9 protein-coding genes and 1 tRNA gene are annotated in these 13,675 nt (G+C 33.8%); 2 read left to right on the top strand and 8 right to left on the bottom strand.

Annotated features, from left to right (window positions below):
* Positions 1-206 precede the first annotated feature (206 nt).
* The 6 genes from BLR17_RS07685 to BLR17_RS07710 form a co-directional block, all read right to left on the bottom strand.
* On the bottom strand, positions 207-1,214 hold the full coding sequence (locus BLR17_RS07685) for an FAD:protein FMN transferase (protein WP_066323982.1): 1,008 nt from the start codon (positions 1,212-1,214) through the stop codon (positions 207-209).
* A 21-nt stretch (positions 1,215-1,235) separates the two neighbouring features.
* Complete coding sequence (locus BLR17_RS07690) at positions 1,236-3,410, bottom strand: PepSY domain-containing protein (RefSeq protein ID WP_066323986.1); 2,175 nt, start codon at positions 3,408-3,410, stop codon at positions 1,236-1,238.
* 9 nt (positions 3,411-3,419) lie between these two features.
* On the bottom strand, positions 3,420-3,902 hold the full coding sequence (locus BLR17_RS07695; RefSeq protein ID WP_066323989.1) for a DUF2271 domain-containing protein: 483 nt from the start codon (positions 3,900-3,902) through the stop codon (positions 3,420-3,422).
* A gap of 4 nt (positions 3,903-3,906) precedes the next feature.
* Positions 3,907-5,418, bottom strand: coding sequence for an ankyrin repeat domain-containing protein (locus tag BLR17_RS07700; RefSeq protein WP_066323991.1), 1,512 nt, complete (start codon positions 5,416-5,418; stop codon positions 3,907-3,909).
* 243 nt (positions 5,419-5,661) lie between these two features.
* Positions 5,662-10,632: a LamG-like jellyroll fold domain-containing protein gene (locus BLR17_RS07705; protein ID WP_066323994.1), complete on the bottom strand. Its 4,971-nt coding sequence runs from the start codon at positions 10,630-10,632 to the stop codon at positions 5,662-5,664.
* A 474-nt stretch (positions 10,633-11,106) separates the two neighbouring features.
* Positions 11,107-11,180: transfer RNA gene (locus BLR17_RS07710), tRNA-Met, on the bottom strand.
* A gap of 153 nt (positions 11,181-11,333) precedes the next feature.
* On the opposite strand from BLR17_RS07710, the gene BLR17_RS07715 reads away from it, so the two are divergent.
* Positions 11,334-11,726: an START-like domain-containing protein gene (locus BLR17_RS07715; RefSeq protein WP_066323997.1), complete on the top strand. Its 393-nt coding sequence runs from the start codon at positions 11,334-11,336 to the stop codon at positions 11,724-11,726.
* A 55-nt stretch (positions 11,727-11,781) separates the two neighbouring features.
* Positions 11,782-12,621 (top strand): aminotransferase class IV, encoded by an 840-nt coding sequence (locus BLR17_RS07720; protein ID WP_066323999.1) that lies wholly within the window; start codon positions 11,782-11,784, stop codon positions 12,619-12,621.
* Here the strand turns inward: BLR17_RS07720 and BLR17_RS07725 are convergent.
* Both BLR17_RS07725 and BLR17_RS07730 read right to left on the bottom strand, forming a co-directional pair.
* Positions 12,618-13,178: a YqgE/AlgH family protein gene (locus BLR17_RS07725; RefSeq protein ID WP_066324003.1), complete on the bottom strand. Its 561-nt coding sequence runs from the start codon at positions 13,176-13,178 to the stop codon at positions 12,618-12,620. The genes BLR17_RS07720 and BLR17_RS07725 overlap by 4 nt on opposite strands.
* 125 nt (positions 13,179-13,303) lie before the next feature.
* Positions 13,304-13,576 carry an HU family DNA-binding protein gene (locus tag BLR17_RS07730; RefSeq protein ID WP_066324007.1) on the bottom strand — a complete coding sequence of 91 codons (273 nt, stop codon included), beginning with the start codon at positions 13,574-13,576 and terminating at the stop codon, positions 13,304-13,306.
* Positions 13,577-13,675: the final 99 nt, after the last annotated feature.

A 13,675-nucleotide genomic window follows, 5' to 3' on the forward strand; every position in this document is an offset into this window, starting at 1 on the left:
TTAAAAAATTTGTAGCCGAAACTGCAGTTTAATCGATAACGAGTAGGATAACTCGATAAAGTACATTTAATTTTAAATGTATCGTTTTGAAAGTATTGTTCTACGAGAATTAGATGAAATGATAAGATTTTTAATACTTTATAAGATTTTGTTGCTGACTAACTTACAGAATTGAATAATCCTTTTTTAGAGGATTTTTTTTTGGATTATTTGTATTTTTTCAACTGACGTTTTGGAAAATTTTTAGAGAATAACGTTCTGCCTGAATCCGTAATCATAATGAAGCTGTAATCAGGATATTGATGGAGTAATTTTAGGGCTTCTTTTTTACCTAGAACCATTGCTGAGGTACTAAAACCATTAGCAATTTCGGCATTGGGACCAAAAACAGTAACACTGCATAGACCTGTAGCGGGGTAGCCTGTAGCCGGATTAATAATATGGGAATAACGTTTACCATTAAAAATTACAAACTTTTCGTAAGAGCCAGAAGTAGTAACAGCACCTTCTCTTATAGGAATAGTTGCTAAAATGTTATTAGGATGAAAAGGATTGGTAATCCCAATATTCCAAGGCTTTCCATTAGTTTGAGTTCCCCAAACGCTCATGTCACCAGTTGCGTTTATAATTCCGGATTGAATTCCTTTGGCGAGCATCATTTCTTTACATCGGTTAGTAGCATAACCTTCACCCAAAGCGCCAAAACCTATTTTCATTCCTTTTAATTTTAAAAAAATAGTCGAATTGACACTGTCCAGAATGATGTTTTTATAACCTACTTTCTCAACTGATTTTTTGATCGCTTCGGCTGTGGGCATTTCGGTCATGGAACCATCAAATTTCCAGATTTTGTCCATGGCAGCAAAACTGATATCGAAAGCACCATTTGTGATTTCAGAAAAATGTAAAGCTCTTTTAGTCAATTCAAAAACTTCTTTGTCCACTTTTACAGCTTGAATTCCTGCATTTTGATTGACTTGAGAAATCTGGGATGTGGGTTTCCAGTCGGAAATTAGATTTTCTATTCTACTAATTTCGGCAATGATTTCATCAATGTTTTGTTCGGCAGAAAGCGAGTCTTGATCAACCATACTTATATCAAAACGTCCACCCATAAGCATCGTTGTCCTTTTGCGTAGCACTTGGGATTGGCAAGTAAAACCCAAGAAGACAAAGCAAATGAATACGATAAAATGGAAACGTTTAATAGTCATTTTAAAAGAATAAAAATGAGATTAATAGCAATCTGTCATGATTTGATTTTTGGCTTTATACACTGAAAGAGGCGTGTTGTTTTTAGAAATACAAATTTGGTCTAAAGTTTTTTCGACATCAAATTGCATTTTCAATGCGCCACAAATCATCACAATGCCATTATTTGCTAATAAATAGGCAAAGAAATCAGCATCCATTTGAATCAAATCCATCACATAATGTTTGTCGGCTTCGCGGGAATAAGCCAAATGAAAATTTTTCAATTGTTGTTTTTGTATCATTTCAGAAGCAAAATTCTGATACTGTTTTGTGATTTCGGTTTTTTGGCGAAAGCCGGAATACAAATGTATTGCTGTTTTTTTCTTGTTTTGTTCAATCATTCCAAGGAATGGTGCAATTCCTGTTCCGTTAGAAATTAGAGCTACTTTGCTCGCTTTTTTAGGGAAATGAAAAGCCTTATTATCGATGATTTGGGTTTTAATAGTATCGCCAACATTTAAATTGTATAAAAACCCAGAGACCAAACCATTTGGATGCAATTTTACAGCCAATTGAATGTTTCCATTATGGGTTCCAATTGAATACAAACGTTCACGATTGTCATTGGCGGGATATATAGCTAAAAGATCTCCAGAGGTGAATTTGCTTCGCATTCCGGCTCTTAAAGTCAGCAAAAAAGTCTGTTCGTTTTCTGAAATAGTGGTTTTGTCTAAAACCATTAATTTTTCTAATCCTTTTGGAATATGATTGTAAACCGATGGGGTAGTGCTTAGTGAAAGTGTTGTTTTAGCACTCCATAATTTTACCCAGTTTACAAATTCTTCCGCCGATTTATCATTTACGGTTTGTAATTCTAAAAAGCGATTGGCCCAGGATTGCTTTTCTAAAATAGTATCCACTTTTTTTGCATAACCGCAAAAATCAGGGTAGGATTTAGAACCAAAACCAATTACGGAATAATTGATGGTTTTATGCTGATTCGTTTTCTCTAAGAGGGATTCAAATTTAGTAGCGTTTGAAGGCGCGTCTCCTAAACCATAAGTTGAAGTGAAAATCAATAAATGTTCTGCTTTTGGATAGGAAGTATAATTATTCATTTGTCCAATAAAAGCTTTTTCGCCTTGTGCTGTTAATTCTTTCAAAATAACATTAGCAAAGCGCAACGAACTTCCGTTTTCTGAACCAACTAATAAGATGTATTTGCTTTCTTCAGCTTTGAATTTGTTTGTAATGCGGCTGGCTCTTCTTTTAAAAGTCATTGCAAATCCTGAATAGATAAAAAACAGAATATTTAAAGAGGCTAATCCCAGTACAAAAGCCCAAAACGCATTGGCTCGTCCCGTGTGTAAGTCCAAACTTAATTCGGACAGCAATTTTGAAGTGGGATATAATTCTTCCGAAACAATTGCATTCGAATATTGTTCTACTTCAATTTTTCGGTCTTTTAATTCAAAGGTATAATAGTCTTCGGCATCTTCTGAAAAAGGGAATTCTATTTTTGAGATTTCAGCCAAAGAAGTTTGTTTGAAATCGAAAGTCTTTTTTTGTGGTTTCGAATTTTTAGTTTCGGTTTTATTTTCATTTTCAAAAAGATGAAAACGTTCCATCGATAGGTAAGTTCCGGAAAGCGCAATAATCAGTATTGGAATCAAAGCCAATCTTCCCAATAAAACATGATAGTATTGGGCAAAATATTCTTTGATGATTTTTGAAAAAAAGTTGCGAAGTCCTTTTTGTCTTTTTAGGACTAATACAAATCCCGAAATAGCAATTAGAAGTAACAGAAAGGCATTAATTCCGATAAAAAGACGGCCTGTTTCGTGCAGAAACAAAGAACGATGCAAACCCGTAATCCATTTTATAAAATCACTTTTCTTTTCGGGTGTGCCAATGACTTTTCCTGTTACAGGATCGATATAAGCATTGATGTCATTTCCGTCTTTATCAATAGCCTGTAAAATAACAAATTGATTGTGGTCGATACTTAATTCTGTTATTTCAGGATAGATTTTGCGTAGCTTAGGCAGGGTTTTAGCCAATGTAATCGCTTCAAAATTATCCACCCGATGCGACGGGATTTTCTCCTGAATGGCATCAACGGCAAGGATGGTTCCTGTAACCGATGCTAAAAATAAGAATACAGCAGAAAATACCGCCAAAGCGAGGTGTGAGTACCGCCAAAAAGAAAGAGTCATCCGCTACTGTTATATTTTGTTTAAGCGTACGTAACGAATGTATCCTTTTCCTTCTGTTTTAGATGCAATTCCTTCTGAAGTTAAAGGAATTTCAGCATCAATAGTATGGTATTTTTGGTCTTCGACCGCTGATTCAAAGCGCAATTTATACCCACTATTTATTTTAGCATCGTCAATTTCAATGGTGGTAATACTTCTGTCTCCACCTGTAACTGATGCTCCAGTTATTGCACTAATGTTAGCAGGTTTTTTTGAATAGAATTTATGCCATTCTTTTAATGTTTTGTACCATTTTTTATCATCACCCATTACATAAAGTGTTTTTTCGTAGGCTCCTTTTGCATTTACTAAAGAAACAACGATGTAAGCACCTTCGCCAACGTAGTTAGACATTTGCAGCATGCATTTGTATTTGCTGCTTTGCGCTGAAGTTTGAAAGGAGATAAGGCAGATAAATGTGCTTAGTAAAGCAGTTTTAATTATTGAGTTCATTTTGTTATTTTAAAATTTCAACAGCAATGTTGTTTTTCGTTAAGGTTTCGTTTTCTTTAGCAAGATCGTAAGCTGTTTCATCAAAGTCGGTTTTGATCTCTTTTTTTGCACCAATTGATAATAAATATTTCAAAATAGTGTCATTTTTGGCAATCATGGCAGCTTTGTGTAAAGCGGTTAATCCGTCTTTGTTCTTAGCATTGATATCAATATTTAAATCGGCTAATTTTTTTAGCAAATTTATATCATTTTTTAGTACCGCAAAATGATATAAGGTGCTTCCGTCTTTTTGTGATTGTGCTAAGTTAAATCCGTTATCCTGTAATAATTTTATTTTGGCAGCAAATGGGTTTTCAGAAATTGCATTTGATGATTCAGGATTGCGTCCCATCATTTGTGGGCGATAGGATTGAATTAAGTAATAACCCAAGTTGTTCCCATCTTTGTCCGTTACATTGATATCCGCTTTTTTTTGTAATAAAAGTTCCACTGCTTTAGGACTTCCGTTTTGGATAGCTAAAGATAAAGCTGATTCTCCTTTTGCATTTTTTGCATTGACATCTTTTACTTTTGAAAGCAATAATCCTAAGGCTTCGTTGTCTCTTGCTGATGCCGCATTCATTAAAGCGGTATTCCCTTCATTGTCAGTTTTATTAATGTCAACTCCTTTGTTCAAAAAGTAATTGATGATTTCTGTTTGATTGGATTTGCGCACTAAATAATGTAGAACCGTTTCTCCATCAACTGAAACTACAGTTGGTTTTAGTTTTAAATCATCAACTAAATATTTATAAACTTCGATTGAATTCGCTTCACGGCGTGAACCTTGAGTTGCTATGATAAGAGCATTGTCGGTATATTTTACTCCTTTTTGTACTAATGTTTTTAATAGCTCGATATTACCGGTTCTTGCAGCATAGTTAAAAGCAGTATTACCATTATTATCGGCATCTTTTAATGATAATCCTTTAGTGATAAAATAATTGCTTAGACTTAAATCTTTGTCATAAGGAATAGCCATTAGTAAAAGAGTAGCTCCTTCTTTGTCTTTTTTCTTTGGATCTATTCCTGCTTTAAAAAAGGCATCGTACACAGCTGTATTTTTTTGTCCACTGTTTATTGCAGAAATAATAGGTGTTAGGCCGTGGCTGTCTTCAAGGTTTATATCAGAACCTTTTGAAATAAGGTAATTTATGATTTCAATATTTCCTTTTCCGGCTGCCCAGTGTAAATAAATACGATTGTCATGTGTAGGTTTGTTAATACTATTTCCAGGTTGTTCAATTAAAAATTTAATTGTTTCGGCTGGAGCATCGTTGTTTATGGCTAAAACTACAGCGTCAAAAGCGTTACTTGTGCTTTCAGAAGGGTTGTTTCCTTTTGCTATTTCAGCTTTAACAGTAGTAATATCCGGAGATGATTTCCAAAATGATTGTTCTAAAAGCGAATTTTTTTGTTGTGCATTAGCCATTGATATTGCTAATAAAGCAATCGAAACAAATAGATTTTTCTTCATTATGTTTTATGTTTTTCGATTAGATATTGTTTTTCCTTTTTGGTTTAATTTATTTTATCTATTTAGAATAAATAAAAATAACGCAAATGTAAAAATTAAAAGCATAAATACTATTAAGAGATGAGGTTTTTTGAAAATATTTTTTAACTGTAATCAATTATTGATGAGTATAAAAAAATCTCTAATTAAATCTTGCAATTCAATTAGAGATTTTAAACAACAACTACTAACTATGAAATTATTTTATTCAACTAGAATTTTTTTAGTGAATTCTCCTTTGGTTGTTTCTACTTTTACAATATAGACCCCAATTTTAGTCTTTTTGAAGTGTACCTGGATGTTAGATTGATCCCTGTTGTCCTGAATTTTCCAGTTTTGAACTTCAATACCTGAATCGTTGTAAAGATGTACTTTAGTAACGCTACAATCTTCAATTTCATTATTGATATTGATAATGTCTGTTTTTTGAATGTGCGTAATTGTAATATTATATACAGTTTCAGGTTCTACTGGTTTTTCGGGTTCTGGTTGTGGTTGTGGTTCCGGGACTTCTATTATAGTGTCAACAGCAGGATTAAAAAAGCGTAATGAAAATCTTGTTGTGTTTGTTCCTCCAACTAAGTTTACAGCATAGGTGTTTCCTCTAATGTTGTTGTACGTGTTTGTCTCACTATCGTAAATGTAAACTGGCTGATTTGCTTCAAAATTTTCTAAATCATCAATCATAAAATTAACAGTTCCTTCAGCGTCAGTTTTAACCCCAATAGGGTAAGAGGCATTTTTATCGAAAGTGCCGACCCCCTGAATAACAAACTTACTGGTTCCAATTAAGAAAAACATATCATTAGAAAGGTTGTCCATAATGTAAGCATCGTAACCATAGTCCATGTCGTTAGTCGCTTTATCATCCATGAAACCTAATAAAAGTTGTCTGTGGTAATCGTTACGAGAGTTAAATCCTAATCTTATTTTTTTGTAATTAGGTCCTTCGACAGCGTCATTGCTGTTGTTTTGCCAAGCTTGTTTTGTTTGAGCTGTAATTTTATACATGGTGTTTGAATTTACAGCATCATCTTCTTTGTGAAAACCTCTTTGATTGTTGTTGTAAGTAATTGTTCCTCCGCCATCTGATTTGCCTATTACAAAAAAACCTTGTCCTACTGGTATAAAACGGTTAGGGATTCCTTTTGATGGTGTTCCTAATTTACTTATAAAATCAACATTTGCCGATGATGGGGCAACACCTCCGGTTAAATTTCTTGTTGCATATCCGCCTTGGTACTCTTTTAAAACATGGGTGTTATTAGTGCTATAATGCTCCCAGAAGTAGACAGTTCCGTTTATTGAATTAGCATTGTCGTTTATAAAAGCTTCACTGTCCAAAGCACTAGGATAAGGATTTCCTGCTAAGAGCAATTGATTAGCACTTACTGAGTTTGAAGTGATTAATCCATTGTTAGGTTTCCCAACAAAGGTATAGTTTTGAGTTGCTGATGGAGCTCCGCTACCTTTCATGGTATAACCTTGTCCAACTCTTATGTTGGAATTTTCGTTGAATTGAACCCAGCTCGCATAGGCGTTAGCATAATTATCAAATTTATAAAGCCAATATCTAGCGATGCTTATAGGTACAGTAGGTGAACCGTTATACCCTCCAATCCAGTTTATAGTTTGTGGAGTTGTAGTTGTACCATCTTTCATAACTCCTTTTACGGTATAACTTACATTATTGGTTGTCGTATTTATAGTTCCTACCGGAGAACTCCAATAGTTGTAATTGTATAGATTTGATTGCCCTTGTTGGTCTCTTTCTATAGAACCTGAGCTGTTTACGTCTAAATCACTATCAAGAGTTTGGATTAATTGTGATTTTCCAACCAAATCAATTTTTCCATCCAGTTTTAAATAGCTTGAAATTTCTATTTTAGAATTATTATTAGCACTAATGGTATTGCTGTTAACTAATAATCCCAGAACAGTTTTGTTTCCGGCTGAAGTAATGTTGTGAGAAGTTTCTAAAATGTTCCATTCGATTACGGTTGTATTGTCAATCCCTAAACTATACGGTGGATCCCAAACATCATAATTTGTCCAGGTTTCATCCGTTTCCCAGGCGCCATCAGCTCTGGATGTATATGGAATAGGAGCAGTATCCGGTTCAGGAAGATAAATTCCTTTTAATTTTCCATTATTTGAGTTTCCGGATTTATCTACTAAATAACCATTGCTAACATCACTGCTATTATTCATTTGATAATAACCATAAAGATTACTCCAGTTTAAACCACTTATGTTTTTAGGGATGATAGCTCCTTTAACGTTATTACTTCCGTCATTTGTAATTTCCTGATTCATCATTTTACGAATTTGATCAGTAGATAAAGCAAGATTCCAAATGCGAAGTTCGTCTATCCATCCGTTAAAATAATTATAAGGAACATCAGTATTTTGACTCATAGCTCCTACAATAAAATCGACGCTATTAGAACTTGGGTTCACACCTGATGTTGTTTTTTCCAAAATACCGTCAACGTATAAATTGTAATTAGTTCCGTCAAAAGTTACTGAGATATGATACCATCTGTCGGTATCGATAGCGTGAGTTGCCGTAATAGAATTATTATTCCAATTGAAAGAAATAATATTGTTTACTAATTTCAAATCATAGCCGTTAGTTGCAGTTGGGCTTAGATGTTTAGATAATATAGTTTGTGTGTTGTTGTTTGTCTGATTAGATTTTATCCAGGCTTCGATACTGAAATTTCCACTATCTAAACTGAATTTGTTTTTAAAATTAATATTGTCATCGACCCCGTCAAAATTGACTACATTACAAAGTTCAAAAGTAACAAGAGCATCATCAGTTGTGCCACAACTAGTTGTCCATCTTAAAGTATAGGTGCCAATATTTGGACTGTAGAAAGTAGATGTTGGACTTGAGCTGTTAGAGAAAATTTCGCCACCTCCTGAAGGACCACTTACTATCGTCCATACTCCTGTGGCGCCTGATGAGGCATTTAGAGTTACGGTTTCGCCACCACAATAGGTTGCTTGATCTGGACCCGCTAAACTGGATAGACAAGAACTGTTGTCGATAGCTACTTTTATAGAGCCGTCAATTTGTAAATGACAAGCAGTGTTGTCATAACCTTGGAAGAAATAATTGGTAAATGATGAGCCTGAGGTAGCACCTGTACCGGAAATTGAACCTGTTTCCAAAGATACTTCCGGATTACAACCAGCACTTAATAAAATAGCACAATCTGTTGTAACATTGAGATCAAAACTCAAATCAGCATATATGTATTCCGGATGATTTGCCGTTATAGGCAATGTTCCCAAATTCCATACTATTTTATTGTTTACAGCATCATAATAGGGAACATTACTAGTGGTAAAACCATTATAGGTATGATAGTTTATTGTACTGCCTGTATTGAATATGGCAGTTGCCGGAATAGGGATTGAAACAATGGTGTTATTAGTAGCTTCAGTTCCTTCGTTAGTAATATTAAGCGAATAATTAATTGCTTGTCCCGGTAAAGCATTTAAAACAGTTGGATTAGTAACATTGTTAATAGAGTTAACACTTATTAATCCTTGTGGATCGGGAACATAAGAGTCTACCGACATGGCAAAACCGAAAATGGTGTACACTTCATAAGTAGAACCAAATCTAAACGTTGTCGAAGTTTGGTTGTTACCAATTACTGTGTTTCCGGTATTAGGAATAGTGAACATACTAAAATCTACTCCTGTATTATTTTGTAAAATTGGATCACTTGCTCCTGCAGTTGGAACAGGAAATATAGATGAATTAAAGAAGTTGCTTGTTGTGTTACCAGAGTGGTTTAAAGTCAGGTAGTTGGTTGAATTATAGGTGTTAGGATCAGCGTTAAGTTTTTGTACCGCTAAATAATCGCTACCTGAATTAGTAGCAACGTCACCTTCAGCAGCCATAACTCCTAATTTCATGTTTACCTGACCGGAAGCAACTGTAGTGAAACCCGAAATAGGAATGTTTCCATACTCACCACCTCCAGATCGTTGTCCGTTTACATAAGCATAACCATCAAAAAGCGTAACAGCACGGCTTTTCATTAAAGGATTTTCGTAAATGACAACCATTACCCATCCTCCGGAATAACCTGGATTAGAGTTAGTGCCTTCTACTAGAGCAATGTCAGCAACGGTATATGCACCTGCTCCATGGGCTTTTACGTAATCGGTTACTTCCTGATAACCAATGAAAATTCCGCTATAGGCTGATCCTGGAAAAAGCACGTTTGACGTAGTTGTTACTGTGGTGTAAGATGTAGCACCGGGACCTTTTAATGAAATTGATTTTTTATCATAATTTTTGTTAACAGTTGTATATGTTGGAACTGTGCCTGTAACATTGACACTTACGTAATTTGAAGAGGCTACGGTATAATCTGTACTGCTAGCTGTTGCTGGATTTCTTGTTAATGATTTAATAGTTAAAGTAACTGTTCCATCAGTGATAGTATATGGGGTGTTTAATGTTGCTGTATTTGTTGTTCCGGTAGTGATTGTTACTGGGATATTGCTTGCAGTTCCACCATCTACCGAAAGGCTAACCGTTGAGCTATTAGTGTAGCTAAATGCGTATGTCTTTCCATTACCAGTAAATGTGTAAGAAGGATATCGATTGTTGCTTCCTCCACCATTTATAGAACTTATATTTAAACTATAATTAGTATTGGTAACATTTTGACCATGGGTTACTGTCGAATTTGTGTTTACTGATTGTGTACCGTTTTGAACTTGTTTTGATACTGTAAATGTATCAGCGTCCTGTGATTTACCCGTCCAATATAAACCGGCATAAATTATTGTTGAACAATCTGGATTTGCACTATTTTCACCACCATTAGTCAATTCGAGACTCGCTTTAGAAGAATTCCATGTATTACTATCGCTATCGATATCAACATATTTCATTGCATTTCCTTCGTTGTTGGTAGTATTACTGTAGTTAACCAGTGTCAGGTTTGTATTTCCTAACATGGTAAAATCTCCTTTAATATTATAAATGGTTTTTCCAGGAGAATATGTTGAAGTTCTTTGGGCGAAATTAACCTGTGGCGATGTGACAGTTTGGGCATTAGTTATGTTTGCTAATAACGCTATTAGAAGGAATAGAATATAAAAAATAAAATTATTTGATTTATTAAAGTAAAGTTCTTTCATAGCCTGTTTTTTTAAGTCATATGGTATCTGTTTGGGGGTCAGCTATTTCGAAAAAAAAACTATTTTGATTAATAGTAGGTTTAATTCGTTGTAAAAATAATAATTTAAATTTAAAATATCGACAAAGTGCATATAAAATCGCTAAAATACACTTTTTAATCCATGTAGAAAGAATTAACTTACTTATTTGTCTGAAAAAATAATAAATCCTGGTTTTGAAAATGAGTTGATTAAAGTGAGGATTTTAGTTGGCTATTATTGGGGTTGCTTAAAGATGCTTTTCATGAGGTTTTGACAACATTAGCAGGAGAATTTTTTTTCAAAAATTGAAAGTTGGGTTTTTAGGCTTTCTGATATTTATTTGTAAATTTTATTCCTTCAAATGTTTCGGAATTAATTCAGAGCCAAGATTTTTTTAGAGGTAATTATAATGAAAAAACCCTTAAACAATTGATGTTTAAGGGTTTGTTTTCGTAGCGAAGACGGGAGTTGAACCCGTGACCTCAGGGTTATGAATCCTGCGCTCTAACCAACTGAGCTACCTCGCCAAATTTCAGGTCAATGCTGTTCCTGATTGCGGGTGCAAAGATAGGAATAAAAATAAATCATGCAAGTAAAAAATGAAGAAAAAAAATATTTTTAAAAACGTTTTTTTTTAGACATTATATTCTATATATTCGAAAAAAAATAAATCTGCCTTTATGGATGTTAAAGTACGTTACGAAATAGAGTTTCCTATAAATTCTTCACCACAATTATTATATCAATATATTTCCACTCCTTCCGGATTAGCTGAATGGTTTGCTGATGATGTAAATTCCAGAGGAGAATTTTTTACTTTTATTTGGAATGATTCAGAAGAGAAAGCAAGATTGGCATCTAAAAAATCAGGAGAAAAAGTAAAGTTTAAATGGGTTGATACCGCTAATAAGGACACTGAGTATTTTTTTGAATTACATATATTAGAGGATGAGTTAACTAAAGACGTTTCTTTGTTGATTATTGATTTTGCTGATGAAGACGAAATTGATGAGGCAAAACAATTGTGGGAAAATCAAATTTCTGATTTAAAACATCTCTTAGGTTCGGTATAGCGAATTCTATTTTTATAACTTATATTTGCCCTGAACAAAATTCAGGGCTTTTTTTATGATTAATTTCAACGGAACTTTAGTAACTCAAGAATCAAATATATTAACACAAAACAGAGGTTTTTTATACGGAGATGCTGTTTTTGAAACAGTGAAAATTGTGAATTCCAAAGTATTGTATCTGGAAGATCATTATTTTAGATTGATGGCTTCGATGCGTGTGGTGCGAATGGAAATTCCAATGCATTTTACGATGGAGTATTTTGAGGAGCAGTTACTTGTGTTGGTGGATAAAATGGGTATTTCTGAATCGGCAAGGGTTCGAATTACTGTTTTTAGAAATGATGGAGGATATTATCTTCCGATTGATCAAACGGTTTCTTTTCTAGTTCATGCAACTGCCTTGGATACTATTTTGTATTCTTTTGAAGAAAAAGATTATGAGGTGGATTTGTTTAAAGATTTCTACATCACTAAGCAACTATTGTCTTCGATTAAAAGTACAAATAGAATGTTGAATGTAACAGCCAGTATTTTTGCTAACGAAAATGGTTTGGATAATTGTTTGTTGTTAAATGATGTTAAAAATGTTATTGAGGCAATTCAGGGGAATATTTTTATGGTTGTAGGTGAGAGATTAGTTACTCCTCCTGTTTCCGAAGGTTGTTTGAATGGTGTAATGCGTAAGCAGGTTTTGAATTTGGCAAAGACAATTCAGGGGTTAGAGGTTGCTGAGGAAATAATTTCTCCGTTTGATCTTCAAAAAGCGGATGAATTGTTTATTACTAATGTGATAAAAGGAATTCAGCCTATTACAAGATATAGAAAAAAAACGTTTAAGACGAATGTGTCTCGGCAATTGGTGGAGAAATTGAATGAGCTTCTGGGAACTTCTTAATTTAAATAAGGGTTTTCAGGAGCATTAGACCAAATAAGATAATCGCCTCCTAATTCTAATATTTGTTCTTTCCAAAAATGAGTGGAGGATTTACCTATAATTTTGTTTTTATAATTATTGGAGGTGATAATCCATGAATTGTTATCCATCTCTGATTGAAGTTGGCTTTCAGACCAGCCAGTGTAACCAAGGAAAAAACGAATATTGTTTTTATTTATTTTTCCGCTATTGATAAGTTCTTTGGTGGATTCAAAATCACCGCCCCAATAAATTCCGTTAGAAATTTCGATACTGTTTGGGATTAAATTAGGAACATTATGAATAAAGTACAGGTTGTCTTGTTCTACAGGGCCTCCGTTGTAGATTTTTAATCGGGAATTAATTTCAGGAATTAGGTCGTGAATAGTATATTTTAATGGTTTGTTAATGATAAAACCAACCGATCCGTCTTTGTCATGATCAGCTAATAAAATCACAGAGCGATTGAATGATAAATCTCCAATTATTGAAGGTTCAGCAATAAGTAGTTGTCCTTTTATTAATGGTTCTGAAATCATGACTATTAATTTTTTTTATTAAATTTAAGAAAAAAAAATAAAAAACTCCAAAAATAATCGGTAAAAAGCATAAAAAAACCCTCGATTGAGGGTTTTTTTTATAGATCGATTTTTGAGGCAAATTATTAGTTTATAGCTCCTTCTAATTCAGCTCCAGCTTTAAATTTTACTACGTTTTTAGCAGCGATTTGGATTGTTTTTCCTGTTTGAGGGTTTCTTCCGTCTCTTGCAGCTCTTGAAGAAACTGACCATGATCCGAAACCTACAAGAGAAACTTTTCCTCCTTTTTTCAAAGTCTCTCCTACATTTCCTAAAAATGACTCTAAAGCTAATTTAGCAGCAGCTTTAGTGATTCCTGCATCAGCAGCGATAGCATCGATTAATTCTGATTTGTTCATAATAAAAAGTTATTAATTGTTGGTTAAAAATAAATTGTTATACAACAAATTTAGCAGTAAATACAGACCTCACAAGTGTTTTGACGGATTTTACGTTAT

It is taken from the genome of Flavobacterium glycines (genome assembly GCF_900100165.1).
Classification (GTDB): Bacteria; Bacteroidota; Bacteroidia; order Flavobacteriales; family Flavobacteriaceae; genus Flavobacterium; species Flavobacterium glycines.

Bases quoted from the DNA above. Each gene is read 5' to 3' on its own strand.
- BLR17_RS07685 (WP_066323982.1), bottom strand. From the start codon at position 1,214: ATGACTATTAAACGTTTCCATTTTATCGTATTCATTTGCTTTGTCTTC.
- BLR17_RS07690 (WP_066323986.1), bottom strand. From the start codon at position 3,410: ATGACTCTTTCTTTTTGGCGGTACTCACACCTCGCTTTGGCGGTATTT.
- BLR17_RS07695 (WP_066323989.1), bottom strand. From the start codon at position 3,902: ATGAACTCAATAATTAAAACTGCTTTACTAAGCACATTTATCTGCCTT.
- BLR17_RS07700 (WP_066323991.1), bottom strand. From the start codon at position 5,418: ATGAAGAAAAATCTATTTGTTTCGATTGCTTTATTAGCAATATCAATG.
- BLR17_RS07705 (WP_066323994.1), bottom strand. From the start codon at position 10,632: ATGAAAGAACTTTACTTTAATAAATCAAATAATTTTATTTTTTATATT.
- BLR17_RS07715 (WP_066323997.1), top strand. From the start codon at position 11,334: ATGGATGTTAAAGTACGTTACGAAATAGAGTTTCCTATAAATTCTTCA.
- BLR17_RS07720 (WP_066323999.1), top strand. From the start codon at position 11,782: ATGATTAATTTCAACGGAACTTTAGTAACTCAAGAATCAAATATATTA.
- BLR17_RS07725 (WP_066324003.1), bottom strand. From the start codon at position 13,178: ATGATTTCAGAACCATTAATAAAAGGACAACTACTTATTGCTGAACCT.
- BLR17_RS07730 (WP_066324007.1), bottom strand. From the start codon at position 13,576: ATGAACAAATCAGAATTAATCGATGCTATCGCTGCTGATGCAGGAATC.